This window comes from Bradyrhizobium sp. WD16 (assembly GCF_024181725.1).
Taxonomy (GTDB): Bacteria; Pseudomonadota; Alphaproteobacteria; order Rhizobiales; family Xanthobacteraceae; genus Bradyrhizobium_A.
Genome location: NZ_CP028908.1, coordinates 5,239,095 through 5,265,767, shown reverse-complemented (window position 1 = coordinate 5,265,767; position 26,673 = coordinate 5,239,095). Strand labels below are relative to the sequence as shown.

General features: G+C 63.5%; 29 protein-coding genes and 1 pseudogene. 23 read left to right on the top strand and 7 right to left on the bottom strand.

Features of this window, described 5'->3' with window-relative positions:
- The first annotated feature begins 201 nt into the window (after positions 1 to 201).
- The 4 genes from DB459_RS24360 to DB459_RS24345 all read left to right on the top strand — a co-directional run bounded on the left by DB459_RS24360 (position 202) and on the right by DB459_RS24345 (position 5,178).
- On the top strand, positions 202 to 2,253 hold the full coding sequence (locus DB459_RS24360) for a relaxase/mobilization nuclease domain-containing protein (protein ID WP_253709043.1): 2,052 nt from the start codon (positions 202 to 204) through the stop codon (positions 2,251 to 2,253).
- Between the two features lie 21 nt (positions 2,254 to 2,274).
- Positions 2,275 to 2,724, top strand: a complete 450-nt coding sequence (locus DB459_RS24355; protein ID WP_371926813.1) for a BlaI/MecI/CopY family transcriptional regulator — start codon at positions 2,275 to 2,277, stop codon at positions 2,722 to 2,724.
- A complete protein-coding gene (locus DB459_RS24350) occupies positions 2,717 to 3,964 on the top strand; it encodes a M56 family metallopeptidase (protein WP_253709039.1) in 1,248 nt (415 codons plus the stop codon). Before DB459_RS24355 ends, DB459_RS24350 begins: the two co-directional genes overlap by 8 nt.
- Positions 3,965 to 4,236: 272 nt before the next feature.
- Positions 4,237 to 5,178: a LysR family transcriptional regulator gene (locus tag DB459_RS24345; protein WP_253709037.1), complete on the top strand. Its 942-nt coding sequence runs from the start codon at positions 4,237 to 4,239 to the stop codon at positions 5,176 to 5,178.
- On the opposite strand, the gene DB459_RS24340 is transcribed toward DB459_RS24345, so the two are convergent.
- Complete coding sequence (locus DB459_RS24340; protein WP_253709036.1) at positions 5,161 to 5,382, bottom strand: helix-turn-helix domain-containing protein; 222 nt, start codon at positions 5,380 to 5,382, stop codon at positions 5,161 to 5,163. The two genes, DB459_RS24345 and DB459_RS24340, sit on opposite strands and share 18 nt — an antisense overlap.
- Positions 5,383 to 5,591: 209 nt before the next feature.
- Between DB459_RS24340 and DB459_RS24335 the strand changes: the two genes are divergently transcribed.
- Positions 5,592 to 5,891 carry a DNA -binding domain-containing protein gene (locus DB459_RS24335; protein WP_253709034.1) on the top strand — a complete coding sequence of 100 codons (300 nt, stop codon included), beginning with the start codon at positions 5,592 to 5,594 and terminating at the stop codon, positions 5,889 to 5,891.
- Positions 5,892 to 5,984: 93 nt separating this feature from the next.
- Here DB459_RS24335 and ubiA read toward each other — a convergent pair whose 3' ends face one another.
- Positions 5,985 to 6,899 carry a 4-hydroxybenzoate octaprenyltransferase gene (gene ubiA / locus DB459_RS24330; RefSeq protein ID WP_253709031.1) on the bottom strand — a complete coding sequence of 305 codons (915 nt, stop codon included), beginning with the start codon at positions 6,897 to 6,899 and terminating at the stop codon, positions 5,985 to 5,987.
- A 253-nt stretch (positions 6,900 to 7,152) separates the two neighbouring features.
- Between ubiA and DB459_RS24325 the strand changes: the two genes are divergently transcribed.
- Together DB459_RS24325 and DB459_RS24320 are read left to right on the top strand one after the other, a co-directional pair.
- Positions 7,153 to 9,144, top strand: a complete 1,992-nt coding sequence (locus tag DB459_RS24325) for a conjugal transfer protein TraG (protein ID WP_253709028.1) — start codon at positions 7,153 to 7,155, stop codon at positions 9,142 to 9,144.
- Positions 9,145 to 9,152: 8 nt separating this feature from the next.
- Complete coding sequence (locus DB459_RS24320; protein ID WP_253709026.1) at positions 9,153 to 9,590, top strand: CopG family transcriptional regulator; 438 nt, start codon at positions 9,153 to 9,155, stop codon at positions 9,588 to 9,590.
- Here the strand turns inward: DB459_RS24320 and DB459_RS24315 are convergent.
- The 4 genes and pseudogenes from DB459_RS24315 to DB459_RS24305 form a co-directional block, all read right to left on the bottom strand.
- On the bottom strand, positions 9,587 to 10,774 hold the full coding sequence (locus tag DB459_RS24315; protein WP_253709022.1) for an MFS transporter: 1,188 nt from the start codon (positions 10,772 to 10,774) through the stop codon (positions 9,587 to 9,589). The two genes, DB459_RS24320 and DB459_RS24315, sit on opposite strands and share 4 nt — an antisense overlap.
- On the bottom strand, positions 10,698 to 10,973 hold the full coding sequence (locus DB459_RS27650) for a hypothetical protein (protein ID WP_371927007.1): 276 nt from the start codon (positions 10,971 to 10,973) through the stop codon (positions 10,698 to 10,700). The genes DB459_RS24315 and DB459_RS27650 overlap by 77 nt, the downstream gene beginning before the upstream one ends.
- A 45-nt stretch (positions 10,974 to 11,018) precedes the next feature.
- Positions 11,019 to 11,156 (bottom strand): annotated as a pseudogene (locus tag DB459_RS27645) (MerR family DNA-binding transcriptional regulator); the annotation flags it as partial.
- 60 nt (positions 11,157 to 11,216) lie between these two features.
- Positions 11,217 to 11,684 (bottom strand): carboxymuconolactone decarboxylase family protein, encoded by a 468-nt coding sequence (locus DB459_RS24305; protein ID WP_253713685.1) that lies wholly within the window; start codon positions 11,682 to 11,684, stop codon positions 11,217 to 11,219.
- A 103-nt stretch (positions 11,685 to 11,787) separates the two neighbouring features.
- Between DB459_RS24305 and DB459_RS24300 the strand changes: the two genes are divergently transcribed.
- From DB459_RS24300 to DB459_RS24225, 16 genes are all read left to right on the top strand, one after another.
- Positions 11,788 to 12,273, top strand: coding sequence for an Rrf2 family transcriptional regulator (locus tag DB459_RS24300; RefSeq protein ID WP_253709016.1), 486 nt, complete (start codon positions 11,788 to 11,790; stop codon positions 12,271 to 12,273).
- 167 nt (positions 12,274 to 12,440) lie between these two features.
- On the top strand, positions 12,441 to 13,448 hold the full coding sequence (gene trbB, locus DB459_RS24295; protein WP_253709013.1) for a P-type conjugative transfer ATPase TrbB: 1,008 nt from the start codon (positions 12,441 to 12,443) through the stop codon (positions 13,446 to 13,448).
- Between the two features lie 35 nt (positions 13,449 to 13,483).
- Entirely contained in the window at positions 13,484 to 13,777 is a 294-nt protein-coding gene (locus DB459_RS24290; protein WP_253713684.1) for a TrbC/VirB2 family protein, read from the top strand.
- Positions 13,777 to 14,058: a VirB3 family type IV secretion system protein gene (locus DB459_RS24285; protein ID WP_253709010.1), complete on the top strand. Its 282-nt coding sequence runs from the start codon at positions 13,777 to 13,779 to the stop codon at positions 14,056 to 14,058. The genes DB459_RS24290 and DB459_RS24285 overlap by 1 nt, the downstream gene beginning before the upstream one ends.
- A gap of 12 nt (positions 14,059 to 14,070) precedes the next feature.
- Entirely contained in the window at positions 14,071 to 16,509 is a 2,439-nt protein-coding gene (gene trbE / locus DB459_RS24280) for a conjugal transfer protein TrbE (RefSeq protein WP_253709007.1), read from the top strand.
- Positions 16,506 to 17,264 (top strand): P-type conjugative transfer protein TrbJ, encoded by a 759-nt coding sequence (gene trbJ / locus DB459_RS24275; protein ID WP_253709004.1) that lies wholly within the window; start codon positions 16,506 to 16,508, stop codon positions 17,262 to 17,264. The genes trbE and trbJ overlap by 4 nt, the downstream gene beginning before the upstream one ends.
- Positions 17,265 to 17,274: 10 nt before the next feature.
- Positions 17,275 to 17,544, top strand: a complete 270-nt coding sequence (gene trbK-alt, locus DB459_RS24270) for a putative entry exclusion protein TrbK-alt (protein ID WP_253709002.1) — start codon at positions 17,275 to 17,277, stop codon at positions 17,542 to 17,544.
- Positions 17,545 to 17,546: 2 nt separating this feature from the next.
- The gene (gene trbL / locus DB459_RS24265) at positions 17,547 to 18,872 is read left to right on the top strand and encodes a P-type conjugative transfer protein TrbL (protein ID WP_253708999.1); all 1,326 of its coding nucleotides are present in this window, start codon (positions 17,547 to 17,549) and stop codon (positions 18,870 to 18,872) included.
- Complete coding sequence (gene trbF, locus DB459_RS24260; RefSeq protein WP_253708996.1) at positions 18,872 to 19,555, top strand: conjugal transfer protein TrbF; 684 nt, start codon at positions 18,872 to 18,874, stop codon at positions 19,553 to 19,555. The genes trbL and trbF overlap by 1 nt, the downstream gene beginning before the upstream one ends.
- A complete protein-coding gene (gene trbG / locus DB459_RS24255) occupies positions 19,552 to 20,595 on the top strand; it encodes a P-type conjugative transfer protein TrbG (RefSeq protein ID WP_253708993.1) in 1,044 nt (347 codons plus the stop codon). Before trbF ends, trbG begins: the two co-directional genes overlap by 4 nt.
- Positions 20,592 to 21,815 (top strand): TrbI/VirB10 family protein, encoded by a 1,224-nt coding sequence (locus DB459_RS24250; RefSeq protein WP_253708991.1) that lies wholly within the window; start codon positions 20,592 to 20,594, stop codon positions 21,813 to 21,815. Before trbG ends, DB459_RS24250 begins: the two co-directional genes overlap by 4 nt.
- A gap of 1 nt (position 21,816) precedes the next feature.
- The gene (locus DB459_RS24245; protein ID WP_253708988.1) at positions 21,817 to 22,044 is read left to right on the top strand and encodes a DUF2274 domain-containing protein; all 228 of its coding nucleotides are present in this window, start codon (positions 21,817 to 21,819) and stop codon (positions 22,042 to 22,044) included.
- Between the two features lie 131 nt (positions 22,045 to 22,175).
- Entirely contained in the window at positions 22,176 to 22,793 is a 618-nt protein-coding gene (locus tag DB459_RS24240) for a type IV toxin-antitoxin system AbiEi family antitoxin domain-containing protein (RefSeq protein WP_253708985.1), read from the top strand.
- Positions 22,786 to 23,655, top strand: a complete 870-nt coding sequence (locus DB459_RS24235; protein ID WP_253708983.1) for a nucleotidyl transferase AbiEii/AbiGii toxin family protein — start codon at positions 22,786 to 22,788, stop codon at positions 23,653 to 23,655. The genes DB459_RS24240 and DB459_RS24235 overlap by 8 nt, the downstream gene beginning before the upstream one ends.
- The gene (locus tag DB459_RS24230) at positions 23,652 to 24,992 is read left to right on the top strand and encodes a YiiX/YebB-like N1pC/P60 family cysteine hydrolase (protein WP_253708978.1); all 1,341 of its coding nucleotides are present in this window, start codon (positions 23,652 to 23,654) and stop codon (positions 24,990 to 24,992) included. The genes DB459_RS24235 and DB459_RS24230 overlap by 4 nt, the downstream gene beginning before the upstream one ends.
- Positions 24,993 to 25,049: 57 nt before the next feature.
- Complete coding sequence (locus tag DB459_RS24225) at positions 25,050 to 25,301, top strand: hypothetical protein (RefSeq protein ID WP_253708975.1); 252 nt, start codon at positions 25,050 to 25,052, stop codon at positions 25,299 to 25,301.
- Here DB459_RS24225 and DB459_RS24220 read toward each other — a convergent pair.
- Positions 25,298 to 26,581, bottom strand: a complete 1,284-nt coding sequence (locus DB459_RS24220) for an IS256 family transposase (RefSeq protein WP_253707432.1) — start codon at positions 26,579 to 26,581, stop codon at positions 25,298 to 25,300. The two genes, DB459_RS24225 and DB459_RS24220, sit on opposite strands and share 4 nt — an antisense overlap.
- Positions 26,582 to 26,673 lie beyond the last annotated feature (92 nt).

Genomic DNA, 26,673 nt, shown 5'->3' with positions numbered 1-26,673 from the left:
GGGGCAAAGGGCGGAGGGCAAGATTAAAGCGGACGGCACCCTATGGGGCCGATCCGCAGGGCAAGCCCTTGTCTGCACACTGTTTGGGGCGGCACCGTCTTCGGGCCGTCATGGTGCCGCGAGGCGCGGCAAAGCCAGCACTTCCTGCGCTTCTCGCGGCACTCCTGCCCGTAATCGTCGGTTTCGAACAGATCGACGGCCATGAGCGACGACGACGAAAATCGCTTCCGGCCGAAGCCGGGCCGCGTCCGATCTGGCGGCGGGAAAGGCGGACAAGCCAAGAGCTTCCTCAGCAAGGTGCGGAAGGTCACGCGCCAGCAGCAAGCGACGTCCGGCCGAAGCCGATCCGCGAAGGGCGGCGGTCCCGGACACGCGGCGAAGGGCACGCTTACTGTCGCCTCCGGCCGGGGCGTGCAGCGAGGGCGTGGCGCATCTTTTGTGCGCGCCCGCAACCTGTCGAACGGCTGGAGCCACCGCCAACCCGGCAGCCGCCGTGTCATCGTCAAATCCCGTTCCGTCCGGCGCGCGGGCAAGAGCGGAAAGGCCGCCGCGCACCTGCGCTATATCCAACGCGACGGCACATCGCGCGACGGTGTGCGCGGCCAGCTCTATTCGGCGACGGAGGACCGCGCTGATGGCCAGGCGTTTCTCGATCGCGGCCAGGATGATCGCCACCAGTTCCGGTTCATCGTTTCGCCGGAAGATGCCGGCGATCTCGCCGATCTCAACGGCTACACCCGCGAACTCATGGCGCAGGTCGAAGCCGATCTTGGGACCAAGCTTGATTGGGTGGCCGCCAATCACCACAACACCGGCCATCCGCATGTCCATGTCATCGTCAATGGTCGCGATGCGCTCGGCGAGGATCTCGTCATCAATGGCGACTATCTCGCCAATGGCATTCGTGAGCGGGCAAGCGAACTGGCGACGCTGGAACTCGGCCCCGTCACCGAGATCGAGCAGCGCCGCAAGCTCATGGTGGAGATCGACCAGGACCGGTTCACTCGCATCGACCGGGCTTTGATCGCAGAAGCCGAGGACCGCTTCATCGAGCTGCGTCAAGAGCCGGGCGGCCTGCGCGGCCAGTCCGATCGGACGATGCGCCTGCGCCGTCTTGGCAAGCTCGGCGACATGGGCCTCGCCACTGAGCATGCGCCCGGCGTCTGGGAATTGGGCGAACGGCTGGAGCCGACCCTGCGCGAGATGGGCGAGCGCGGCGATATCATCCGCACCATGCAGAAGGCACTCCGGGCCGAAGGGACCGAGCGCGACCCGATGAGCTTCCAGATTCACGATGCCGCGCCAGCGACGCCGGTCCTTGGCCGCGTCATCGACAAGTATCTCTCCGACGAACTGGGTGAGAACCTGACGCTGGTGGTCGATGGCATCGACGGACGCACGCATCATGTCTCCGGCATCGACCCGGCGCACGTCGAGGACGCCAGGATTGGCAGCATCATCGAGATCGGGCCGGCGGAGAGCACCGGCCGACCATCCGATCGCGCCATCGCCGGCATGGTCGAAGACGGCCTCTATCGGCCGAGCCGCCATCTGGAACAGGCGCGGTTCGATGGGCGCGTGCCGAACGGTGACTATGAGGGCTTCGTTGATGCCCATGTCCATCGGCTGGAGGCGTTGCGCCGCGCCGGCATCGCCGAGCGGATCGACGCCGATCATTGGCGTATCCCGGCAGATTTCGAGGAGCGGGCTGCTGCCTATGATTCAGGGCGCAATGCCCGCGCCAATATCCGTATCCTCTCGACCCTCGACCTCGAACACCAGATCGGATCGGACGGCGCGACCTGGCTCGACCGGCGGCTGGTTGGTGTGGGTGTGTCCGACCTGTCGTCGTCAGGATTTGGCAACCAGGTGCGCGAGGCGATGGCGCGCCGGCGCGAGGCACTGATCGATCACGGCGATGCTGTCCGTCAGTCCGACGGCCGCGTCGCTTATCGGCGCAACCTGATCGCCGCGCTGCAAGAGCGTGAGGTCGCCCGCGTTGGCGAAGAAATGGCGGCGAAGAAGGCGCTGCCGTTCCGAACCGCTGCCGATGGCGAGACCGTCAGCGGTGCATTCACTGGGACCATGCAGCTATCGAGCGGCAAGTTCGCGATCGTCGAGAAGTCCCACGAGTTCACACTTGTCCCGTGGCGGCCGGTCATCGACCGCCGGCTTGGTCGCGAGGTCTCGGGCATCGTCCGTGGCGGATCGGTGTCGTGGCAATTGGGGCGGCAGCAGGAGCTAGGGCTGTGAGCGCCATGCTCGGCGCGGAGTATGAGGAGCAGGCTCGAAAGTCAGCTACCCTCGTTGACAAGAGAATTTACATGTGTAATTTTAGCGACGAATTACGGGTGTAAATTTATGCAAATTACTGCGGCGGAAAGCCATATCATGGAGGCGCTGTGGCGCAGAGGCTCCCTGACAGTGGATGAGATCGTGGCCGAAGTAGCAGCCCAAGAATGGGCGCTCGCGACGGTCAAGACCCTGATCAATCGCCTCCTCAAAAAGGGGCACATCCGGTCGGCGAGGAACGCTGGCCGCTACGAGTATAGCGCCGTCGTGGCGCGGTCGGACTATACCCTCGCAGAAAGCCAGGGTTTGTTGGACCGTCTATTCGGAGGCCGAATCGCACCGCTGGTAGCGCATTTCGCTGAACATCGCAAACTCGACGCGGATGATATCGCGCGCCTCAAGGCTCTCATCAAGGCGCTGGAAAATGAGTGACATCCTTATTCTGCTGATCAAAGCCACGCTCGCAGTCTCCGTCGCGATTATATTGGCGGTCGTCTTGCGAAAACCGGTCCGCAGATGGTTCGGTGCACGTGTCGCGTATCAGCTGTGGCTCATTACTCCGGCTGCGCTCCTCGGCGCTTCTCTGCCCATCGCGCCTGATGTGTTCCCGTCGTCTCCATCGCTGAATGTGGCATTCTCGCCGGTCGCAGCGGTGGTCGCTTGGAGCAATTCAACGGGGAACTCTGCCGATCATGCGGGCCTAATCCTCACGATTTGGGTGGTCGGAGTGGTCGTAAGTCTTTTGTGGGTGATTGCAAGCCAGCAGCGTTTCATTCGACGTGCAAAGGCAGGCACAGCCGGTCCTGCGGTCGTCGGCGTTGTCTTCCCGCAAGTTGTCCTGCCGTGGGACTTCGAAAAGCGGTTCACACCTGATGAACAGCAGATGATCCTTGTTCACGAGCGGACACATGTCGCTTGCGGCGACCCAGTAGTTACTGGGTTGATCACCTTGATCCAATGCCTCGGCTGGTTCAATCCGCTGGTGCATCTCGCCGCACATCTAGCCCGCCTCGACCAGGAACTCGCGTGCGACGCGGATGTAATTGCTCAGTTTCCGCATAAGCGGCGCATCTACGCCAACGCCATGCTGAAAACCCAAAGTTCGGCCTCTGTGCCATTGGGATGCTCGTGGCCTGCCCGGACAATCCACCCTCTAGAGGAGAGAATTGCGATGTTGAAACACGTTCGACCTGATAAATCCTGGCGGCTCTTGGGCGCTGTCCTTGTTGCTATGCTTTCGTTGGGAACCGGTTACGCAGCGTCCGCAACGCAGGACGCACCAGCGCCGGTCATTGCGCAGGCGGCTAAATCCGTCCGGGGATTGACCATGCGCCTTGTGGATGAACGTGGCGGGGTCGCGACGAAGGGCAGCACCGTCTCGCTGGAGCCCGAGATTGTCATCTCAGGCGATATGGTCGTCGATGCGGAAGCAATCGTAAATCAGCAAGGCGGGCCTGTCGTCAGATTCCGCCTCACACCGGAGGGGGCCAGCCGGCTGGCGGTGGTCACGCGCAACAACATCGGTCACCGCTTGGCTATGCTGGTGGATGGACGGGTGATGTCCGTGCTGACTATTCGCGCTGGGATCGACGGAGGGGCTGGCGAAATCTCCGGCCACTTTACGGTTGACGAAGCCCGCGCCATAGCAGCGGACATTGTTGAAGGCAGATGATCACGATAAGCGTTATCTCCTATCGTTGCTCGGTGTTGGCATCGCCTGTGCTGTTTGTCGTCGCTTTGCCCGGTTAGGAAGTCGGTCGTTGATCGTGCAACACGGCTCTTACTTCGCCTTCCGACCGGCCTCTAATCGTCGGCTTGTCGCATCCTTGCACGCAGCCGCCTGGGACAAGCGGTTCACCGGATTCTGGTCTCCGACAGGGGCGTAGTTCACAACGATTAACGGCGCGGTTGGAACCCATGCGACGACGGCGGCATACAGCACCAATGATTGACCGCCAATGGGGAATGCCGATCTCGCTAGGGTCACGCATTCCTCTCGCGTCACTCATTCAGACGCTTGCCGTTGCCGAATATCTCAACTTCCGCCACGCTGCGAATGCCCTCGGCGTCAGTCAGTCGAGCGTGAGCACCAGGATCAAGGCATTGGAGGAGGATCTTGGTGTCGTTCTGTTCGAGCGCCGCCACCGTGGCGTCCGTCTGACCGACGCTGGGCGCAATTTCACTACCGAGGTCGCCGCTGGAATTGGCCACCTTGATCTTGCGATCAAGACCGCAGGGGCGGTCATGAACGGCGCGGTTGGTCGCCTGTCGATCGGGCTCTTGTCTTCGATCGGTTCGGGGTTCCTGGCCGATCTGCGCCGTCGGCATCGGGAAGAACGTCCGGAAATTGAACTCGCTATCTTCGAGGGACGCACCGACGAGATTATTCGTCAGGTCCGCGAGGCCAAGTTGGACATCGCCTTCGTGGTTGGGGCCGTGGACGTGCCCGACTGCCATTCACGACAGCTATGGTCGGAAGCCTTGATGGCCGTGCTGTCGCAGGGCCATCCATTGGCGTGCATGAAGCGTCTCACGTGGCGCGACCTTGCCGCAGAAACTTTCCTGGTCCGACAAAGCGGCGCCGGTCCGCAAGTCCAGGACCATATCGTTCGCAGACTCGTCGAGCGAGAGAAGTCGCCACGCATTCGTCGGTGCGATGTCGGTCGAGACACGCTGATGCACATGGTTGCAGATGGCGAGGGGATCACGCTGACGAGCGAAGCCGCGTCTCACGTCCCGTTTCCTGGTGTCCTGTTCCGACCTATCGCCGACGAGCCGGACCGGGCCAGATTCAGCGCGGTCTGGTCGCCGCATAATCGCGATCCGGCCCTCAGGAATCTGCTCGATCTCGCCACCGAGATAAGCAAATCAGCGCGATCTGGCTAATTCCTTCAGAAGCTCGCCCGGCTCAATCCCAAGCGCCTCAGCAATCTGCCCAAGAACCGTGACGCTGGCGGAAACGTCGGCGCGCTCGATCGCGCCGATATAGCGCGCGCTCAGGCCGGACTGGTCAGCAAGCTCTTCCTGCGTCATTTGCTTGTCATGGCGCAGCCGACGCAGATTGACCGCCATAACCTCCTTGAGATCCATGGCGATATGAGGGCCTGTATCGGAATGATCGTTCCAGGAACGATCATTCCGATTCGTGCTGAAACGTGCTATGGATCCGCTCGGCCAAACGATGAATTCCAGCCCGCTGCCGCAAAGAGCCGTGGCTCACCAAGCTGTTTGTCTCAAAATTGAAGAGCTGTTGAACTATTCCTTTCGGGCCGCTGTACTGTCAAAAGGAGGGCCATCCGATGCGGATACGCCCCGAACTCGATCCCGATGTCGACGATCTCGCTCCCAGCGAACCGGAGATCACGGTCTACGACGAACGACACTTCGTCACGTATCTGCGATTGCTCGATGCTGAGATGGATGGAGCCGACTGGACAGAGGCGGCTCGCATCGTTTTGCACCGCGATCCGAAATCGGCATCAGGTCGAGCCCGGACATGCTGGGAAAGCCACCTTGCCCGCGCGCGGTGGATGACCAAGACTGGCTACCGCAAGATACTGGAACGGGCGGCGTCTAAGGCGCGATCGACGCGGCACTGACCACAATAACTGACATAGATGTTTCGCTGGGTACTCTCGAGATCGGAAAGGCCGGGAATCGAATCCATTTCGCGGGACGGAGTGAACGTGGCTTCAGATGGCTCCGGCAAGCGCGGCGGTAGCCAGAAGCGCACCAGTAAGAATATTTGCTAGAAACAGGCGGAAATTGACTTCGGGACGATCAAGCTGGAATCGCCATGCCTGCCAGCCGAGATGTGCCGCGATCACCAGCATCCCGATGGCATAAGGGCCGGACATGTCTAGCATCCAGCCGCCAACCGACCACGCCAGCACCGCCAAGCCATAGAACAGCCCAATCAGGGCCTTACCATGCGCGCCGAATAGGATCGCCGTCGATTTCAGGCCCAGGCGTTTGTCGTCCATTACATCGACATAGCCATAGGTGGTGTCATAGCCGATCTGCCAAGCGATCGCGCCAGCCCACATCAGCATAGCGCCCGGGGGGACGTGTCCGACGATCTGCGCCCAGGCCACCAACATTCCCCAGTTGAAGGCAGCACCCAGAACCGCTTGTGGCCAATGGGTGAAGCGTTTGCAGAACGGATAGAGCGCCACCAGCGGCAGGACGCCAATCGCCAGAAGGCTGGCAAACGGCGTCAGGAAGACCAGCAGCGTTGCAGCAAGCGTCAACTCCACGGCAAGAAAGACCATGGCCCGGATCAGGCTGATCTCGCCCTTCGCCAGTGGCCGGAACCTCGTGCGCTCGACATGACCATCGAAGTTGCGGTCAGCCATGTCGTTGATCGTCGAGCCGGCACTGCGCATCAAGAAGGCGCCGAGTGTAAACACCAGCAGATCACGGATGTCAGGCAAGCCATGCGTAGCCTGAAACAATGCGGCCCAGCACGGGAAAAGCGTCAGCCAAATTCCCACAGGCCGATCCAGCCGCGCAAGACGAGTATAGGGCCGCATCACCTGCGGCAATAGCCGATCCACCCAATCACCTCTATGGATGTCGGTCAGATCGGGGCGGCTCACTGTTGTCATCGGGCAATTATCCAAATTTCAGACGCGCCGTGCTTCTTTCAGCGCAAGATAGAGCCATTATACGGTCTGTGGTTTTGTTAGGTAAGCGCTCAAGCTGATCGCTGGCATGATGCTCCTGATGCTCCGCGACATGGCTTCCCTCCTTTTTCTTCGCGACGGTATCCGATAGCACGATCTTCGGTCATTTCTGTTGCTTGCCGCCATTGCTGGCATTCTCTGATCGGCTCCGTCTCTTTTGCCGATTGGAGCCTTTATGTCCGGAAGCCGCGTCCTGTGGGGACAAGTCGCCGTCGTTCTCGTGATCGTGCTCACCGCCATCTGGTGTGCGACCGAGTGGACGGCATGGCGTCTCGGCTTTCAGGCGCAGCTTGGCGTCCCATGGTTCGAGCTAGCCGGCTGGCCGATCTACTATCCGCCGATCTTCTTCTGGTGGTGGTATTGCTACGACGCCTATGCGCCGCCGATCTTCATTGAAGGCGCCTGCATCGCCGTGTCGGGCGGCTTCATCTCGATCATCGTCGCCATCACCCTGTCGGTGATCCGAGCGCGCGAGGCGAAGAACGTCGCCACCTACGGCTCGGCGCGATGGGCCGAACCGGAGGAAATCCGCGCCGCCGGATTGCTCGGCCCCGATGGCGTATTGCTTGGCCGGCTCGACGGTGACTATCTCCGTCATGACGGCCCCGAGCATGTGCTGTGCTTCGCCCCAACGCGATCGGGCAAAGGCGTCGGCCTCGTCGTGCCGACGCTGTTGACCTGGCCGGGCAGCACGATCATCCACGACATCAAGGGCGAGAATTGGGGCTTAACGGCTGGTTTTCGCGCACGGTATGGCCGCGTGCTGCTGTTCGATCCGACCGATCCGGCATCGTCGGCCTATAATCCGCTGCTGGAGGTGCGGCGCGGCGACAAGGAAGTCCGCGACGTGCAGAACATCGCCGACATCCTCGTTGATCCCGAAGGCGCGCTCGACAAGCGCAACCATTGGGAAAAGACCAGTCATTCGCTGTTGGTCGGCGCGATCCTGCATGTTCTCTACGCGGAAGCCGACAAGACGCTGGCCGGCGTCGCCAATTTCCTCTCCGATCCGAAGCGGCCCGTGGAGGCGACGCTGCGCGCCATGATGAGCACGCCGCATCTGGGCGAGACCGGCGTTCACCCCGTCATCGCGTCTTCGGCCCGCGAGCTTCTCAACAAGAGCGACAACGAGAGGTCTGGCGTGCTTTCGACCGCCATGTCATTCCTCGGCCTCTATCGCGATCCCGTGGTGGCGAAGGTGACGGCGCGGTGCGACTGGCGCATTGCCGATCTTGTCACGGCGGAGAAACCCGTCAGCCTCTACCTGGTCGTCCCGCCCTCCGACATCAACCGCACCAAGCCGCTGATCCGCCTGCTGCTCAATCAGGTCGGACGGCGTCTGACTGAAGACCTGAAGACATCCGCCAACCGGCATCGCCTCCTGCTGATGCTGGACGAGTTTCCAGCTCTCGGCCGACTCGATTTCTTTGAGTCGGCTTTGGCCTTCATGGCGGGCTACGGCATCAAATCCTTCCTGATCGCGCAGAGTCTCAACCAGATCGAGAAAGCCTATGGCGCGAACAACAGCGTGCTCGACAATTGTCATGTGCGCGTCGCCTTCGCTACCAATGACGAGCGCACCGCCAAGCGGGTATCGGATGCGCTCGGCACCGCCACCGAGATGCGCGACTCCACGAACTATGCCGGGCACCGGCTGTCGCCCTGGCTCGGCCATCTCATGGTCTCGCGGCAGGAGACGGCGCGGCCGCTGCTCACCCCCGGAGAGGTGATGCAGCTCCCGCCCGCCGACGAATTGCTGCTGGTCGCAGGTGTGCCGCCCGTGCGGGCAAAGAAGGCGCGCTACTACGAGGATGCTCGCTTCAAGGAACGCATCTTGCCGCCGCCGAAGGCGCCGACAGCGACCGCGCCGGCAGCGCAGTCCGCGGATGATTGGTCGACGCTGGCGATCCCGGCGGCATCGGCTGGAGCAACATCCGACAACGGGAATGGCGTGAGCTTCGATCCGGCCAATGCCGGCATTCGCCGCGAGCCGGAATTGCCGGAACATGAGGAGATCGCGCCACCCGAGCGATCACCCCTCAGTGAGTTCGATGTTCTCGACGACGATCCCGATGTGGACGCCGCCCGGGCCAGCCGCTTGCGCCAGCAGGTCACATCGAATGCCCGGCAGGCAACGATGGACCCGGCTGATGGCCTCGAACTGTGAGGATGGCCATGCAGACCAAGACCCGCATGAATGTCTATTTCGACCCCGAACTCCTGAAGAAGGTCGAGGCGCTGGCGCTCCGTCGCAACATCTCCAAATCCGCCGTGATCGAAGCAGCCGTCGCGTCCTTCCTGTCGGCGGATGCGTCCGAGCGACTTGAGGCCGTGTTCGCCCGCCGCATGGATCGTATCGGCCGCCAGATCGATGAACTCGATGAAGACATCGCCATCGTCGGAGAGACGCTCTCGCTGTTCATCCGCTTCTGGCTGACCATCACACCACCATTGCCCGACAGCGCGCAGGCCTCGGCGAGGGCGAAGGGCGCAGAGCGCTTCGAGAACTTCCTGCAAACGCTCGGACGGAAACTCGCCGGCGGAGATCGCTTTTTGAAGGAGCTGTCGCGAGATGTGGAAGCGAGCCAGGAAGTGGCAAAGCCGAGCCCCTAATTCGTCTCGCATGGAAGGGCTGTCGGTCGGTACTGCCGGTCGATAAGATTGACGCCGAGTGCTGCAAGCGTGCAGACGCCGAGCAGAATGGCCGCATTGATGGTGTCCCCACCTCCGATCCAACTCGCGACGATCGGCGCCAGCACGAGCAGCGCGCCGTTGTTCAGCGATTCCGACGACGCCAGCACGAAGCCGGCGTCCGAGCCGGCTCGGCTCGCCTGAATGGCGGTGTTGGCGGGTGCGGCGAGGCCTGAGGCAAAGCCCCAGAGAGCCAGTAGTCCGATCGCCAAACCGAGGCTCGGGTCGGTCGCCAGGAAGGCGCTCTGCGTCACGAAGATGAGCGCGATAGCGAAGATGAGGACAGTCTCTGGCCGTCCGGCCCAGGCGGTCAGGCGCCCGATGGCAAGGTTGCCTGCCGCGAGACCGACCCCGAAGGCGGTGACCGAGAGCCCGACCATGCTGGTGGAGAGACCATAGCGGTTGCGCAGAACCTCGCCGGAGATCAGGAAGCCGGCAATGGTCGCGCCGAGCCAGAAGCCCTTGGAGAGGTTGGGCCGGAAGGTCGCGCCACCGAGCAGGCGGGCCGCCGAGGCTTTGAGCGGTCGGCCCTGCCGCGCCACGGAGGGAGGCAGAATGCGCGCGGCCAGCACGAGAACGGCGAGGCAGCCGCAGGCCACGGCGATGAACGGCGCCTGCCAATCGAAGGCATCGGTGAGGAGCCCCGCGAAGGTCGGCCCGGTGGCGATGCCGAGGGTCAGGCCGAAGAGGACGAGGCCCATGGCGCCGGCTTGGCGGTCTTCGGGAACGGTCTCGGCGATGAGGGCAAAGGCGGTCGGCGTCAGGGCCGCGCCCGCTGCGCCGCCGAGAATGCGGGCGACGATCGCGAAGGTGAGCGAGGGGGCGAAGGCGACGGCCAGCGCGTCGGCGGCAAACAGCGCCAATGCTGGGAGAAGCAGGCGCCGCCGGCCAATCCGATCGCTGAGGAGGCCGATGAGCGGGGCAAGCACGGCGTAGGACACCGCATAGGCAGAGACGAGCCAGGCGATATCGGCGGGTTTCGCGGCGAAGGCCGACGCCAGCGGCGTCAGCATCGGCGCGAGCATGAACTCAACGGCGCCGACGAAATAGACCGCGAGCGCCAGGGTGGCGAGGATGAGCGAGGGCGATGGGGATGGCTTCGGCATGGGCAAGCGTCTCCGGTACGCTGGTGTCGTCCTGACCGGAGGCAGCCTTCAGGGTGATGAGAAGCTTCTGGCGACGAGTTTCGAGATCGGCCATCTGCTGTTCGATCGCCTTGAGCTTCAACCGATGAGCAGCGGCCACCTTCGGACAGGCGGTGACCGTGGCGGGATCGTCGACGATGCAGTTGAGAAAGGTCGCGATTTCCTCGGTGGTGAAGCCGAGCCGGATCATCCGGCCGATGCGGCGCACCAGAAGCACATCGGCTTCGTCGAAATCGCGATAGCCATTCTCCTCGCGGGTGGCGCGGATCAGGCCGACCTTCTCATAATGACGGATGGAGCGCACGCTCGCCCCCGTCCTTCTTGCAACGTCTCCGATCTTCATCCGCCCTCCTGCTGCATCTCGTAACCCCTGACATCAATGTCAGGGTCAAGGGCAAATCGATCAAGGAGCAACCGCGTTCTTTTCCGTGCCGACCGGGTGCTGCATGCGGGAACTGACCGCGATGCGGTTCCAGATGTTGATGGTTCCGATGGCGATCGTCAGTTTGGCGATGTCGGTCTCCGAGAAGATGGCGCGGACGGTTTCAAAAGCAGCGTCGGGAATGCCCGTCTCGGCGGCGAGCGTCACGCTCTCGGTCCATTCGAGAATTGCCCGGTCGCGCGCATCGAAGAACGGGGACTCGCGCCAGACGGCGACGAGATGCAGCAATTGGGCGTCCATCCCGTCTGCCAGAGCGTCCTTCACATGCAGGTCGACGCAGTAGGCGCAACCGTTGATCTGTGAAGCGCGTAGCTTGACGAGGTGAAGCGTGCGCTTGTCGAGGCCCGACTTGGTCACGGCGCCGTCGAGGGTGCGGACAGCCTGATAGAGTTCGGGTGCCAGCGCGGCGATGTTCAGTCTGGGGTGCATGGGTGCCTCCGGTAGCGAGAGGGGTTGGCTGAGAATCATGGATAATATATATCCATGATTTGGACGCAATCCAAGAACGGAACGGGAGAAGGCGATGCGGCGCATGAGTGACGGGGTGGAGGCGGCATTGCACTGCGCTCTGGTGCTGGCCGGATTGCCGGAGGGTAAGGTGCTTCCGGGCAAGAGCCTCGCCGAATTGCACGGCGTCTCCGAAACCTATCTTCTGAAGCACCTGCGGGCGCTCGCTGCGGCTTCCGTCATTGATGCCGTGCCGGGGCCGCGCGGCGGCTATCGGCTGGCGCGCGACCCGGCGCGCATCACGTTGCTCGACATCGTCGAAGCGATCGACGGACGGGAGCCCGCCTTCGTCTGCCGCGAAATCCGCCGGCGCGGCCCCGGCAAGGCGAAGGACCCGTGCGTCTACAAGGCGGACTGCTTCATCAAGACCCGCATGATCGCCGCCGAGGAAGCTTGGCGGGCTGTCCTGAAACAGCAGACCCTTGCCGATCTCGTTGCCGACGGAGCCCAATTGATCGACGCGCACAACAAGAAGGCGGTGGCGACCTACGTCGAGAACGCACAGCGCTGAGCTGAATCGATTGGCCCGTAGCGAATATCCGATCCCGCCGATCGCCGCCTTTTCTTCGCCAAGGCCGCACGTCATCAAATCCTTGTTGAATCAGCCCAATTTCCGGCTCTTTTAATCGACCCCGTCTGGGGACCGTCTGATTTCTCCCCGGCGAGATCGGGGATCAGATGGCGGTTTCGCATCACAATACGGAAGGCTTGGCTCGCGGCGCGCGGATGCTGCGCACGGCGCTTGGCCCCGCCATCACCCGGTTTCTCGAAGACGCCTCCGTTGTCGAGGTGATGCTGAACCCTGACGGGCGCATCTGGATCGATCGGCTTTCCGAAGGGCTGTCGGACTCGGGCGAGCGACTATCGCCGGCCGACGGCGAGCGCATCGTGCGCCTGGTCGCGCACCATGTCGGGGCCGAGGTTCATGCTGGGCGCCCGCGCGTTTCGGCCGAACTGCCGGAGACCGGCGAACGGTTCGAGGGGCTGTTGCCGCCCGTGGTCGAGGCTCCCGCTTTCGCCATCCGCAAACCCGCCGTCGCCGTGTTCACGCTCGACGATTACGTCCGTGCCGGGACCATGTCCGTTGCTCAGGCCGAGGCGCTGCGCCAAGGCGTTGCCGCCCGCGCCAACATCCTCGTCGCGGGCGGCACCTCGACCGGCAAGACGACGCTGACCAACGCACTGTTGGCCGAGGTGGCCAAGACGTCGGATCGCGTCGTCATCATCGAGGATACGCGCGAACTGCAATGCGCCGCGCCGAACCTCGTCGCCATGCGCACCAAGGATGGCGTCGCCTCACTCTCCGATCTTGTCCGCTCATCCCTACGCCTACGCCCGGACCGCATCCCGGTCGGGGAGGTGCGCGGCGCGGAAGCGTTGGATCTGCTCAAAGCCTGGGGCACCGGCCATCCAGGTGGGGTCGGCACGATCCACGCCGGCAGCGCCATCGGCGCACTGAGACGGATGGAACAGCTCATCCAGGAAGCCGTCGTCACCGTTCCGCGCGCGCTGATCGCCGAGACCATCGATCTCGTCGCCGTGCTTTCCGGCCGTGGTGCCGCGCGCCGGCTCGCCGAACTCGCCCGTGTCGATGGCCTTGGCCCGGACGGCGACTACCGCGTCGTGCCTGCCATCGACGGTGCATCGAACGCGATCAGCACCAACCCTGAAGGAGAAACTCCGTGATCCAAGTCGCACGCCTCGCGCGCCAACGTTTCGCCATGACCGTATCCATCGTCGCGCTCAGCGCGACGGTGACGGCACCCGCCTATGCCTCGGGCTCGTCGATGCCGTGGGAACAGCCGCTGCAGCAGATCCTGCAGTCGATCGAAGGCCCGGTCGCCAAGATCATCGCCGTCATCATCATCATCTCCACGGGCTTGGCGCTCGCGTTCGGCGACACCTCGGGTGGCTTCCGCCGCCTGATCCAGATCGTGTTCGGCCTCTCGATCGCGTTTGCCGCATCGAGCTTCTTTCTGTCGTTCTTCTCGTTCGGCGGCGGAGCGCTGGTCTGATGGCGGGCGTCGTCGAACAGGCGAACGAGGTTTCGGGCTTCACCGTGACGGTTCACCGGTCGCTGACAGAGCCGATCCTGCTCGGCGGCGCGCCGCGTGCCATCGCCATCATGAACGGCACGCTCGCCGGCGCGGTCGGCCTCGGCCTGCGCCTCTGGCTGGTTGGCATCGCCATATGGATGATCGGCCACTTCGCGGCGGTGTGGGCGGCGAAGCGCGACCCGCTCTTTGTCGAGGTCGGCCGTCGCCATCTGCGCATCCCCGCGCACCTTTCGGTCTGAGGGGACGCGGCAGTGATGAACCTCGCCGAATATCGCAATCGCAACCGCCGGCTCGCCGATTTCCTGCCCTGGGCGGCATTGGTCGGCCCCGGCATCGTGCTCAACAAGGATGGCAGCTTCCAGCGCACCGCGGGCTTCCGTGGTCCCGATCTGGATTCGGCCGTGCCGGCTGAACTGGTTGCCGTCGCTGGCCGCCTCAACAATGCCTTCCGCCGTCTCGGCAGCGGTTGGGTGATCTTCGTCGAAGCTCAACGCCATGCGGCGGGCGTCTATCCCGTGAGCCGCTTTCCCGATGCTGCCTCGGCCTTGGTCGATGCCGAACGGAAATCCGACTTCGAAGAAGCGGGGAGCCATTTCGAGTCGAGCTACTTCCTGACCTTCGTCTATCTGCCACCGGCTGAGGACGCTGCGCGTGCCGAGACGTGGCTCTACGAAGGTCGCGAGAAGACCGGCATCGACGCGCACGAGGTGATGACCGGCTTTGCCGACCGTACCGACCGGCTGCTGCATCTCATCGAAGCCTTCATGCCGGAATGCCTCTGGCTCGATGACGCGGAAACGCTGACCTATCTGCACGCCTGCGTCTCCACGCGCCGGCATCGCGTCCGCGTTCCCGAGACGCCGATGTATCTCGACGCGCTCTTAGCCGATGAGCCGCTCACCGGCGGGCTGGAGCCGCGGCTGGGAGCGCAGCACCTGCGCGTCCTCACCGTCACCGGCTTCCCGACCGCGACCACGCCGGGCCTGCTCGACGAGTTGAACCGACTGGCATTTCCGTATCGCTGGTCGACCCGCGCGATCCTGCTCGACAAGACCGACGCGACGAGGCTGCTGACCAAAATTCGCCGCCAATGGTTCGCCAAACGCAAGTCGATTGCAGCAATCCTGAAGGAGGTGATGACCAACGAACAATCCGTGCTGATGGACACGGATGCATCGAACAAGGCGGCGGACGCCGATCTCGCCCTACAGGAACTGGGTGCCGATTATGCCGGCATCGCCTATGTCACCGCGACGGTGACGGTGTGGGACGACGATCCCCGCGTCGCCGACGAGAAGCTGCGGTTGGTCGAGAAGGTCATCCAGGGCCGCGACTTCACGGGCGTCGCCGAGACCATCAACGCCGTGGACGCCTGGCTCGGAAGCCTGCCGGGCCATGTCTATGCCAATGTCCGGCAGCCACCGATTTCCACGCTCAATCTCGCCCACATGATCCCCCTCAGTGCCGTGTGGGCGGGGCCGGAACGGGACGAGCACTTTGGCGCCGCCCCCTTGCTCTTTGGCAAGACCGAGGGCTCGACCCCGTTCCGGTTTTCCCTTCACGTCGGCGATGTCGGCCATACCCTGGTGGTCGGCCCGACCGGTGCTGGCAAATCCGTCCTGCTCGCGCTGATGGCCCTGCAATTCCGCCGCTATGCCGGGGCTCAGGTCTTCGCCTTCGACTTCGGCGGTTCGATCCGCGCCGCCGCGCTCGCCATGCGTGGCGACTGGCACGATCTCGGTGGCGGGCTGACGGACGGTTCGGAAACCTCCGTCAGCCTCCAGCCGCTCGCCCGCATCGAAGAGACGGCCGAACGGGCTTGGGCCGGGGACTGGATCGTCGCCATCCTCATCCGAGAAGGCATCGTCATCACGCCGGAGGTCAAGGAGCATATCTGGACGGCACTGACATCACTGGCATCGGCGCCGATCGAGGAACGCACGATCACCGGTCTCTGCGTCCTGTTGCAGTCCAACGACCTGAAACAGGCGCTCCGGCCATACTGCATCGGCGGGGCCTGGGGCCGATTGCTGGACGCCGAGGCCGAGCATCTCGGCACTGCGACGGTGCAAGCCTTCGAGACCGAAGGGCTGATCGGCACAGAAGCCGCGCCCGCCGTTCTGGCCTATCTCTTCCACCGCATCGAGGATCGGCTCGACGGATCGCCGACGCTCATCATTGTCGATGAAGGCTGGCTGGCGCTCGACGACGAGGGCTTCGCCGGACAGCTTCGCGAATGGCTGAAGACGCTGCGCAAGAAGAACACCAGCGTCATCTTCGCCACACAAAGCCTGTCGGACATCGACGGATCGGCGATAGCACCCGCCATCATCGAGAGCTGTCAGACCCGGCTTCTGCTGCCGAACGAACGCGCGATCGAGCCGCAGATCACCGCCATCTATCGTCGCTTTGGCCTCAATGATCGGCAGATCGAGATCATCGCGCGGGCCATGCCCAAGCGCGACTATTACTGCCAATCTCGGCGCGGCAACCGGCTGTTCGAGCTGGGCCTGTCGGGGGTGGCATTGGCGCTCTGCGCCGCGTCCTCGAAGACGGATCAGGCGGGGATCGCGAAGATCGTCGCCGAGCATGGCCGCGAGGGTTTCCTCGACGCATGGCTGCGCCATCGCGGCGCCGGCTGGGCCGCCGACCTCATTCCCGACCTCACCAATCTGGAGACACGTCCATGACCCTGCGCCGTTCGCGCGCGGCGCGCTTCGCCGCTGCCTTGCTTTCATCCTCCGCCGCCATCGCGCCGATGCTGCCGACACCCGCGCACGCCATCATCGTGTTCGACCCGACGAATTATGCGCAGAACGTCCTTCAGGCCGCCCGCGCTCTCCAGCAGATCACCAACCAGATCACCTCGCTGCAGAACGAAGCGCAGATGCTGATCAATCAGGCCCGCAATCTGGCGAGCCTGCCGTATTCGTCGCTCCAGCAGCTTCAACAGTCCGTGCAGCGGACGCAGCAGCTCCTGAGGCAAGCGCAGAACATCGCCTATGACGTTCAGCTGGTCGATCGGACCTTTCAGCAGAAGTACTCGACCGCCTCGATGTCGGCGTCGGACCAGCAGCTCGTTGCCGATGCTCGGTCGCGCTGGCAGAACACGGTCGGCGGTTTGCAGGACGCCATGCGCGTGCAGGCCGGCGTCGTCGGCAACATCGACAGCAATCGTACGCAGATGTCGACGCTTGTCGGCGCCAGCCAGTCGGCGACCGGCGCGCTCCAGGCAACGCAGGCCGGCAATCAGCTTCTCGCGCTCCAGGCGCAGCAGCTCGCGGACCTCACGGCCGTCGTTGCGGCGAACGGCCGGGCGCAGGCGCTCACCGATGCCGAGCGGGCGGCCGCGGCCGAGCAGGGCCGCGAACAGCGCCGCCGCTTCCTGACGCCGGGCACGGGCTATCAGCCCGGTTCGGCCAAGATGTTCTACGGCAGCAACTGAGGGCGCGGCGATGGACGGCAAGACCCTCGCACGCTTCGGCGCCGTTGCCTTCGTCGCGGTGGCGATCACCGCCACGGTGATCGAACTGACGCGTAACGACGGAGCGACGGAGATCCGCACCGTCAGCCGTCCTCACGTCGGTGATCCCGGATCGCTGCGCGCCACGCTACGGCATTGCCGCGACATGGGCGAGGCCGCCAGCCGTGATGCAAGCTGCCTCAAGGCATGGGCGGAGAACCGTGACCGGTTCCTCGGTGCCACCTCGCGGGAGGCGCATTGACCATGGGCGGCTCCGGCGTCATCGACCATTTCCTTGAGGTCTTCACCCGCTACATCGACAGCGGCTTCGGCCTGTTGCAGGGCGAGGTGGCCTTCATCGCCACGACGTTGATCGTCATCGACGTGACGCTGGCGGCGCTGTTCTGGTCGTGGGGTGCCGACAACGACATCATCGCGCGGCTGATCAAGAAGACCCTGTTTGTCGGCGTCTTCGCCTACATCATCGGCAACTGGAACAACCTCGCGCGCATAGTCTTCGAGAGCTTCGCGGGGCTGGGTCTGAAGGCGTCGGGTACGGGGTTCTCAACTGCCGATCTTCTGCGTCCCGGTAAGGTGGCGCAGACTGGCCTCGATGCCGGACGACCGCTGCTCGACTCCATCTCGGATCTGATGGGCTGGGTGTCGTTCTTCGAGAACTTCATCCAGATCGCCTGCCTGCTGTTCGCCTGGGCGCTGATCCTGCTCGCCTTCTTCATCCTCGCCGTCCAACTCTTCGTCACCCTGATCGAGTTCAAGCTGACGACGCTCGCCGGTTTCGTGCTGATCCCCTTCGGTCTCTTCGGCAAATCCGCCTTCATGGCCGAACGGGTGCTCGGCAACGTCATCTCGTCGGGCATCAAGGTGATGGTTCTCGCCGTCATCATCGGCATCGGCTCCACGCTGTTCTCCGAGTTCACCGCCGGCTTCAACGGCGCGACGCCGACCATCGACGACGCCATGGCGATCGTGCTGGCGGCGTTGTCGCTGCTCGGCCTCGGCATCTTCGGTCCCGGCATCGCCAACGGTCTCGTCTCCGGAGGGCCGCAACTCGGCGCCGGTGCGGCGATTGGAACAGGCCTTGCCGCTGGCGGCATAGCGATGGCGGGTGCTGCGACGGTCGGTGCTGTCGCCTCCGGTGGCGCCGCATTGGCGGGAGGTGCTGCCGCAGCAGCGCGTGGCGGGGCAGCACTCGCCGGTGGGGCGTCCACCGCCTACAGCCTCGGTGCCGCCGGACACACTGGCGCGTCAGGCGTCGCCTCTGGCCTCGGCAATGTCGCCAGCACCGGCGCCTCCAAACTCGGCGCAGCCATCGGTAGCCCGTTCAAGCGCGCCGCCGCGTCGATGAAGGAGAGCTTCGGATCTGGTGGCCAGTCGGTCACCGGCGAAGGCGGCGCAACGGATGCAGCTGCATCTTCTTCCGCAACCACCGAGGATCCGCCCGCTTGGGCCAAGCGCATGAAGCGCTCGCAAGCGATGTCGCACGGCGTCCAGGCCGCCGCCCATGCGGTCAAGTCCGGTGACAGCCATGGCGGCGGCTCGTCCGTCCATCTTTCTGAAAGTGACCGCTGATGTTCAAACGACCCTCCACCCACTACGGCAAATCTCCCGAACCCGAGACGCCCTATCAGCGCGCTGCCCAAGTCTGGGACGAGCGCATCGGTTCGGCTCGTGTGCAGGCGAAGAACTGGCGCTTGATGGCCTTTGGATCACTGGCCTTGTCGGCGGGCCTCTCCGTGGCGCTGGTCTGGCAATCGCTGAGCGGCTCGGTCGTGCCGTGGGTGGTGCAGGTCGACAAGCTCGGGGCAGCGCAGGCCATCGCTCCGGCAACCGCCGACTATCGTCCGACCGATCCGCAGATCGCCTTCCATCTCGCGCGCTTCATCGAAGAGGTCCGTTCGATCCCGGCCGACGCGATCATTGTCCGCCAGAACTGGCTGCGGGCCTACGACTTCACCACGCAGGCCGGAGCACTGGCGCTCAACGACTACGCCCGCGCCAACGACCCCTTCACCAAAGTCGGCAAGACGCAGATCGCCGTCGATGTCTCGAGCGTCATCCGCGCGTCGCCCGACAGCTTCCGTGTCGCCTGGGTTCAGCGGACCTATCAGGACGGCTCGCTCGCCTCCACCGAGCGCTGGACCGCCATCTTGACCGTCGTCGTGCAGGTGCCGCGCGACGCCGAAAAGCTTCGGGCCAACCCACTCGGAATCTACGTCACCGCCATCAACTGGTCGAAGGAGCTGACCCAATGACGCCGACCTTCCGCAAAGCCGCCCCCGGACAAGCGGGACGTCCGGCTTTCCGTAAATCCGCCTTGCCGCTTCTCTTGGCTTTCACATCCGTGGTCGCCGGCTGCGCCACGGCGCAGAAGCCGCCCGAAATCTCCTATGACGATGCGATGCCTGCGGTTCAGACCGCGGATCCGCCGGCGCCGGTTCGGGTGGTGGAATTGCCGAAGCCGCTTCCGCTGCCCGGTCAGCTGAAGCCGGTCGGCAAAGACGGCAAGCAGACGCCCGAGCTGCCCGATCCAGCCGCGCGGGTGAACGAGGCCAACGCCACCGCGCGGATGCAGCCGATCAGGAATGGCTTCATCAACGCCATCCAGGTCTACCCCTTCGTCGAAGGCGCGCTCTATCAAGTCTACACCGCACCCGGCCAGATCAGCGACATCGCCTTGCAGCCTGGCGAAACGCTGGTCGGCTCCGGCCCCGTTGCCGCCGGCGACACTGTGCGCTGGATCATCGGCGACACCGAAAGCGGCGCAGGCGCGACGAAGCAGGTTCATATCCTCGTCAAGCCGACGCGGCCCGAGTTGATGACCAACTTGGTCATCAACACCAATGCGCGCACCTACCACATGGAGCTGCGCGCGACCGAGAAGACCTACATGGCCTCGGTGTCCTGGCAGTATCCGCAGGACCAGCTCATCGCGCTGCGCCGGCAGAACGCGGAAGCGCAAGCCGTCCAGCCGGTGGCGACCGGCATCGATCTCTCGCGTGTCAATTTCCGCTACGAGGTGACCGGTGACCGCGCGCCGTGGCGGCCGCTCCGCGCCTTCGACGACGGCAAGCAGGTGTTCATCGAGTTCCCGCGCGGCATCGGTCAGGGCGAGATGCCGCCGCTCTTCGTTGTCGGTCCGGAGGGCGACACGTCGGAGCTGGTGAACTATCGGGTGCGCGACAACTACATGATCGTCGACCGGCTGTTCGCCGCCGCCGAGCTGCGCTTCGGCTCCGACAAGAACCAGAAGAGCGTTCGCATTTCTCGCACCGACGGGAGGCCGGCATCTTGAGTGAGATCGACCCCGATCGTCAGAAGCCGGACGCGGACGACGAGGCCCGGCCGCTGACCGGCGAGCCGGTCGCCCCGATGCGGCTGCGGCCCGAACCGCCGCGCGTGACGCGTCTGTCGCGAAAGGTGCTGATCGCCCTTGGTGTGCTTGCCGGCACCGGTATCGGCGGAACGTTGATCTACGCGCTTCAAACCCAGCGCGGCGGCAAGACGAACGAGGAACTGTATTCGACCGACAACCGGACGACGCCCGACGGCCTCGCCGCCTTGCCGAAGGACTATGCCGGTATCCCGAAGCTCGGTCCGCCGCTGCCGGGCGACCTCGGCCGCCCGATCCTCAGCGCCCAGAATGCCGGGCAGCCGGTGCCGACACCGGGGATCGCGACGCCCAATCCGGGGATCAGTCAGGAAGAGCAGCGCCGCATTCAGGAGTCGGAGGCCGCACGGACGGCACGTCTCTTTGCTTCGACCGAGACGCGGCCAGCCAGCACCGCTGTCCCGCAGCCGCAAGCGGCGGTCACGCCGCAGGCGGACCTCTCCAGCCTTGGGCTGGCACCACAGCCGGCGACGCCGTCCGCGCAGGATCGTCAACTCGCATTTCTGAACCAGGCACCCGACAAGCGCACGGTCTCACCGGATCGTATCGCCGCTCCTGCGTCGGCCAATGTGCTTCAGGCGGGGGCGGTCATCGCGGCGGCACTCATCACCGGCATCCGCTCCGATCTTCCCGGCCAGATCACTGCTCAGGTCACGGAGAACGTCTATGATAGCCCGACCGGGCGCATCCTGCTCGTTCCGCAGGGCACGCGGATCATCGGTCAGTACGACAACGGCGTCGGCTTCGGCCAGCGCCGTTTGCTGCTCGTCTGGAACCGGCTCATCTTCCCCAATGGCCGCTCGATCGTATTGGAGCGCCAGCCGGGTGCGGACGCCGAAGGCTATGCCGGGCTCGAAGATGGCGTCGATTACCATTGGGGTGAGTTGTTCAAGGCCGCGGCGCTGTCAACGCTGCTCAGCGTTGGTGCCGAGGCGGGATCATCGGGCCAGGAGAGTGACATCATCCGCGCGCTGCGCAACGGCGCATCCGACAGCATCAACCAGACCGGTCAGCAGATCGTGCAGCGCCAGCTCAACATCGCGCCGACGCTGACTATCCGGCCAGGCTTCCCGGTCCGCGTGATAGTTACCCGCGATCTCGTGCTTGAGCCCTATGGAGGCTGACATGGCAAAGCTGAAACTCGGCCCGATCGCCGACGACAAGCCGGTGAAGGTCACGTTGGAGCTGCCCGCCAGTATCCATCGAGACCTGACCGCCTATTCCGAAATTCTCGGACGGGAGGGAGGACAAGTCGCCGCCGATCCCGTTCGGCTGATCGTGCCGATGCTGGAGCGGTTCATGGCAACCGACCGGGGATTTGCGAGGGCGCGGCGGGGTAAATCTGATGCCTAGATTTTCGGACCTGTTTCATCGGTTGCAGTCCGGCTTAGTTGCCTGATTGTGTTGCGGCATACCTTCCTTTTGGAAGAGAGGCGTGATACAAAAGCTCGGATAATAGCACCAACTCTCCGAGCTGACGTATCTTGCCCGAACCCGTGTCCCAACGCCGAATTGCCCAGACCGTGCTGAAAGCGCGTGGCATCGCGCGCCTGGCGGAACTGCGCGCAGAGGGAGTGACGGCTGCCACCATGAGCCGCATGGAGCGTGATGGCGAGGTGCTCCGGCTCGCGCGCGGGCTTTATCAGCTCCCTGATGCCCCTCTCGACGTTCACCACAGTCTCGCAGAGGCCGCAAAACGCCTGCCAAAGGGGGTTGTCTGCCTCGTCTCAGCGCTCGCGTTCCATGGCCTTACCGATCAACTGCCCAGGCATGTGTGGATGGCCATCGGCCAAAAGGATTGGGCGCCCAAGGCTGACGGCGTGTCAATTCGGCTCGTACGATTCACGGATCGCCTGCTAGCGGATGGTGTCGAGACCCACACCATCGAGGGGGTGTCAGTGAATGTCTTCGGCGTCGCCAAGACGATCGCAGACTGCTTCCGATATCGGAACAAGATTGGCCTGTCCGTCGCGATTGAAGGCCTCCAGGAAGCGCTGCGTCAGCGCAAGGCGACCCCAGACGAAATTGCCAAGCAGGCGGAGCGTGGCGCGGTCGCGACAGTCATTCGCCCCTATCTCGAGGCACTGACCGCCAATGGCTAAAGAGCTCAAGAATATCGGTGCCTCGGTGCGCACCCGCCTGCTGCAACTCGCCAAGGCGAGTGGACAGAGCTTCGATCTCGTCCTGACGCGCTTCGCCCTCGAACGGCTACTCTTCAGGCTCGGTCAATCATCGCATGCCGACCGCTTCGTTCTGAAAGGCGCGATGCTGATGATGAGCTGGTTTGACGACCCTCATCGTGGCACGCGCGATCTTGATCTGTTGGGTTTTGGAAATCCCGAAGCCGAACCAATGCTGGCGACGTTCCGCGAAATCATGGCGCTGGAAATCGCCGATGGCGTGGAATTCGACATTGCGGCGCTGCGCGTCGATCGCATCCGTGAGGAGCTGGAATACGGGGGACTGCGGCTGCGAACAACGGCTTCGATAAGCGGAGCCCGCGTCGGCCTGACCATCGACATCGGCTTTGGAGACGCAATGGAGCCAGGGCTCGAGGTATTGGACTATCCTTCTATGCTGGAGTTTCCCGCGCCCCGCCTGCGAGCCTATGCGCGCGAGACGGTGATCGCCGAGAAGTTCCAGGCGATGATAGCGTTGGGGCGAGCAAACAGCCGGATGAAGGACTTCTACGACATCTGGATTCTCAGCCGGTCCTTCACCTTCGACGATGACAGATTGCCACGAGCGATTGCCGCCACGTTCGCGCGACGTGGAACGCCAGTTCCTCAAGACCCACCCGATGCGTTGACAACGGCCTTTGCCGAGGATGCGCAGAAGCAGCGACAGTGGCGGGCGTTCGTCGGCGACGTCGCTCATGATCCTGGTGATCTAGGGATCGTCATCAGAGATTTGGCAGCGTTCCTTATGCCTCAAGCCGCTTCTGCAGCGAGATTGAGCAAATGAGCGGCGAGATCGCAATTGCCGGATTGCAGGCTGCGAAAGAGGCGCGCCCAGGTCTGAAGCGGCTAAACGAGGCCGTGATGAAGCCCGGCGATATCGTTCTCACGACCACGACTGCTGCAGTAAGCAAAGCCATTCGCGTCGCAACCGGCAGCGACATTTCTCATGCCATGGTGTGCGTCGAGGACAGATCGATCATCGACGCAACTGGCGAGGGTGTTCATGCGCGCAATACGCAGCGACTGCTCTTCGATGGAGATTGCTCGGTCTACGTCCTGCGTCTGCGTGAAGGCCTTTCCGATCACCAACTCGCGGCGGTTCGAAATTACATGCGCGGGCACATCGGCACGCAATATTCCACCAAGGAGGCGATGTTGACGTTGCTGGGCGGGGCGCGTCAATTGAGCAAGAGACAGTTCTGCTCCCGCCTCGTCGCGCAAGCCTTCGCGTCTGCGGGTATCCATCTTGTCGCTAATCCCAATTTCTGTTCACCCGCCAACATTCAGAACAGCCCGCTTCTGGCTTCGGTGGCAGATGCGACCGTGCCGGTGACTGCCAAAGAAGCCGCATGGTGGGACGGAAACGACGACGTCCCGCAGCTCATGCGGGATGCGATCAACACCGTTCTTGGTGGTGCCCGTGCAAAGAACCCAGACATACAAACCTTCGACGATCTCCACTGTCATCTTGTGAGCCATCCGGAATGTGATAGCGACTTCTGTCGGCTACTTGAGACGTCGAATTACCTCTCGCTCTGGAAGGTCGAGCTGGACAAGAATCCCTGGCAGTATGATCTCGCCCTCCTAAACGCCGCGCCGGCCGACCAGGCCGAGGCCTATTGCTGGAGTGTGCTGGAGAACGAGGATGGTGGGCCGAACCGTTATATCGTCAATCGCGGCGGATATCTGCTTTTCTCGCGGCAATACGATCTTCAGTTTTTCCGGGTAATGGCGGCGTTGTACGAGCATCTGGCGGCGCTCCACCAACAACGCATAGACGTAGCGGCTGAATGGCTCCACGCAAATGGTCATTTCTCACGACCAGCGCCAACACATCTCACGCCGCATACGCCCGAATGGTTCACTGCCCTGGAGCAATGGGACTCGCCAAAGGCGATGATGACGCGCAAAGTCATCGAACTCGCCGGCCGAATGGACGTCTGTTCGATCTGCGGCGACGATCCTGCCAAGGACTATCGGTTGGAAGCAAACCACCGCCCGCCGGGCGGAGTAGACACGCTCCGCCTTTGCGATGACTGCGTCGCTATCCGCAGACAGGCAGGTGACCCGTTCATACCATTATTTGACGCAGCAAACGGCGATGTTGGCGAGGGCGCGTAGATTTTTCCCCGCACATACCATGTTCAACGCGGCAATAAAAACGGGAGAGGCTACTACGTGCGCGAAATCAATAGTGGAAAAATAGAATGGCAGGAAGGCCTCTGGAAATATTTCAGAATGGAGCGTTTCATTTCGATCCTTGAGACCAGCCAGATCTATTTTGCGTCGGCCAATCAGTTCTCTGACCCTTTCGAAGGGGCGGTCGCGGTCCAGATGGACGCAGCTCCCGTTGACCCGCGGTATGCGGAGATGGAGCGGGGTGAGAAGGCGGAGCTATCGCCAAATTTTGGTGACGGCCGGACCGGTTAGGCGGCGGCGGTTACGGGCTGACGGTCGTTCGGCTTGGCGATGACCTCGATCCCGTCGTTGAATGTCACACCGAGAACGAGTTTTGACAACTGGTTGTGGCCATCGAGGCGACGCCAGCTTTTCTGTGCGCCTTCGAGCAATTTGAAGACCATCGCGAGCGCGGTCCTGTTCGACAGGCAACCCTTCGACCGGATCGTGCGGTGGCGCACGGTCGCGAAGGTGCTTTCAATCGGATTGGTCGTCCGCAGGTGTTTCCAGTGTTCGGCCGGGAAGTCGTAGAACGCCAGTAGAGCGTCCCGATCCTTGCTCAGGCAGTCGGCCGCTTTCTCGTATTTGGGCGTGTAGCTCTCGATGAAGGCGTCGAACGCCAGCTCGGCGGCGGCCCTGGTTTCAGCCATCCAGATCTCCTGCAATGCGCGCTTGGCCTTCGGCTGCTGGCTCTTCGGCAGCTTGGCGAGCACGTTCGCAGTCTTGTGCACCCAGCAGCGCTGCTCGCGTGTTTTCGGCCAGACCTCACCGGCGGCTTTCCAGAACCCGAGCGCGCCATCGGCGATGACGAGCCGCGGCGACACCTCGAGCCCGCGCCGCTTGAGGTCGAGCAGCAGATCGCGCCAGTCCTGCGCGCTCTCGCGGGCGCCATCGGTGAAGCCGACCAGTTCCTTGCGGCCCTCCGGCGTCGCCCCGATCAGCACCAGGATGCACTGCTTTTCGTCTTCGAGGCGCGCCTGGAGATGGATGCCATCGGCCCAGATGTAGACGTAGCGTTTCGCCGACAGATCGCGCTTCTGCCACCCGGCGTGCTCGTCGAGCCAGCCGTCCTTCAGACGGCCGATGGCGGATGCCGACAACCCGGCCGCGTCCTTGCCGAGCAGCGCCGCCAGCGCCTCGGAGAAGTCGCCGGTCGAAATCCCCTTCAGGTAAAGGATCGGCAGCAGCGTTTCGATCGACTTCGACCGGCGCATATAGGGCGGCAGGATCGACGGCGAGAACCGGATGCGATCGGGATCGGCGGCGGCCGCCTCGCGATCGCGCACACGCGGCTGGCGGACGGCGACCGGACCTATACCGGTCATTACCTCTCGCTCCGGCAGGTGACCGTGGCGGACCACGCGCTGGCGGCCGTCCCCGGTCTTCAAATCGGCATGCTTGCCGACAAAGTCCGCGACTTCGGCCTCGACCGCCTGGGCCAACAGGGCACGCGCCCCGTTGCGCAAGATTTCAGTGAGTTGGTCGTCGACGTTTCCTGGCTGAATCAGCTTGAGAATGTTATCTTTGGACACGGCATATCGCTCCTTCGGTGGAGAAGTGGAGGCGTCAAGCACCCCCACGATATGCCGCCTTTCCGATTCCGGCCGTCACCAACTTTCGGCGA

Excerpts from the sequence above, each read along its gene's own strand:
- DB459_RS24360 (WP_253709043.1), top strand. The coding sequence starts at position 202 with ATGAGCGACGACGACGAAAATCGCTTCCGGCCGAAGCCGGGCCGCGTC.
- DB459_RS24355 (WP_371926813.1), top strand. The coding sequence starts at position 2,275 with ATGAGGAGCAGGCTCGAAAGTCAGCTACCCTCGTTGACAAGAGAATTT.
- DB459_RS24350 (WP_253709039.1), top strand. The coding sequence starts at position 2,717 with ATGAGTGACATCCTTATTCTGCTGATCAAAGCCACGCTCGCAGTCTCC.
- DB459_RS24345 (WP_253709037.1), top strand. The coding sequence starts at position 4,237 with ATGATTGACCGCCAATGGGGAATGCCGATCTCGCTAGGGTCACGCATT.
- DB459_RS24340 (WP_253709036.1), bottom strand. The coding sequence starts at position 5,382 with ATGGATCTCAAGGAGGTTATGGCGGTCAATCTGCGTCGGCTGCGCCAT.
- DB459_RS24335 (WP_253709034.1), top strand. The coding sequence starts at position 5,592 with ATGCGGATACGCCCCGAACTCGATCCCGATGTCGACGATCTCGCTCCC.
- ubiA (WP_253709031.1), bottom strand. The coding sequence starts at position 6,899 with ATGACAACAGTGAGCCGCCCCGATCTGACCGACATCCATAGAGGTGAT.
- DB459_RS24325 (WP_253709028.1), top strand. The coding sequence starts at position 7,153 with ATGTCCGGAAGCCGCGTCCTGTGGGGACAAGTCGCCGTCGTTCTCGTG.
- DB459_RS24320 (WP_253709026.1), top strand. The coding sequence starts at position 9,153 with ATGCAGACCAAGACCCGCATGAATGTCTATTTCGACCCCGAACTCCTG.
- DB459_RS24315 (WP_253709022.1), bottom strand. The coding sequence starts at position 10,774 with ATGCCGAAGCCATCCCCATCGCCCTCGCTCATCCTCGCCACCCTGGCG.
- DB459_RS24305 (WP_253713685.1), bottom strand. The coding sequence starts at position 11,684 with ATGCACCCCAGACTGAACATCGCCGCGCTGGCACCCGAACTCTATCAG.
- DB459_RS24300 (WP_253709016.1), top strand. The coding sequence starts at position 11,788 with ATGAGTGACGGGGTGGAGGCGGCATTGCACTGCGCTCTGGTGCTGGCC.
- trbB (WP_253709013.1), top strand. The coding sequence starts at position 12,441 with ATGGCGGTTTCGCATCACAATACGGAAGGCTTGGCTCGCGGCGCGCGG.
- DB459_RS24290 (WP_253713684.1), top strand. The coding sequence starts at position 13,484 with ATGACCGTATCCATCGTCGCGCTCAGCGCGACGGTGACGGCACCCGCC.
- DB459_RS24285 (WP_253709010.1), top strand. The coding sequence starts at position 13,777 with ATGGCGGGCGTCGTCGAACAGGCGAACGAGGTTTCGGGCTTCACCGTG.
- trbJ (WP_253709004.1), top strand. The coding sequence starts at position 16,506 with ATGACCCTGCGCCGTTCGCGCGCGGCGCGCTTCGCCGCTGCCTTGCTT.
- trbK-alt (WP_253709002.1), top strand. The coding sequence starts at position 17,275 with ATGGACGGCAAGACCCTCGCACGCTTCGGCGCCGTTGCCTTCGTCGCG.
- trbL (WP_253708999.1), top strand. The coding sequence starts at position 17,547 with ATGGGCGGCTCCGGCGTCATCGACCATTTCCTTGAGGTCTTCACCCGC.
- trbF (WP_253708996.1), top strand. The coding sequence starts at position 18,872 with ATGTTCAAACGACCCTCCACCCACTACGGCAAATCTCCCGAACCCGAG.
- trbG (WP_253708993.1), top strand. The coding sequence starts at position 19,552 with ATGACGCCGACCTTCCGCAAAGCCGCCCCCGGACAAGCGGGACGTCCG.
- DB459_RS24245 (WP_253708988.1), top strand. The coding sequence starts at position 21,817 with ATGGCAAAGCTGAAACTCGGCCCGATCGCCGACGACAAGCCGGTGAAG.
- DB459_RS24235 (WP_253708983.1), top strand. The coding sequence starts at position 22,786 with ATGGCTAAAGAGCTCAAGAATATCGGTGCCTCGGTGCGCACCCGCCTG.
- DB459_RS24230 (WP_253708978.1), top strand. The coding sequence starts at position 23,652 with ATGAGCGGCGAGATCGCAATTGCCGGATTGCAGGCTGCGAAAGAGGCG.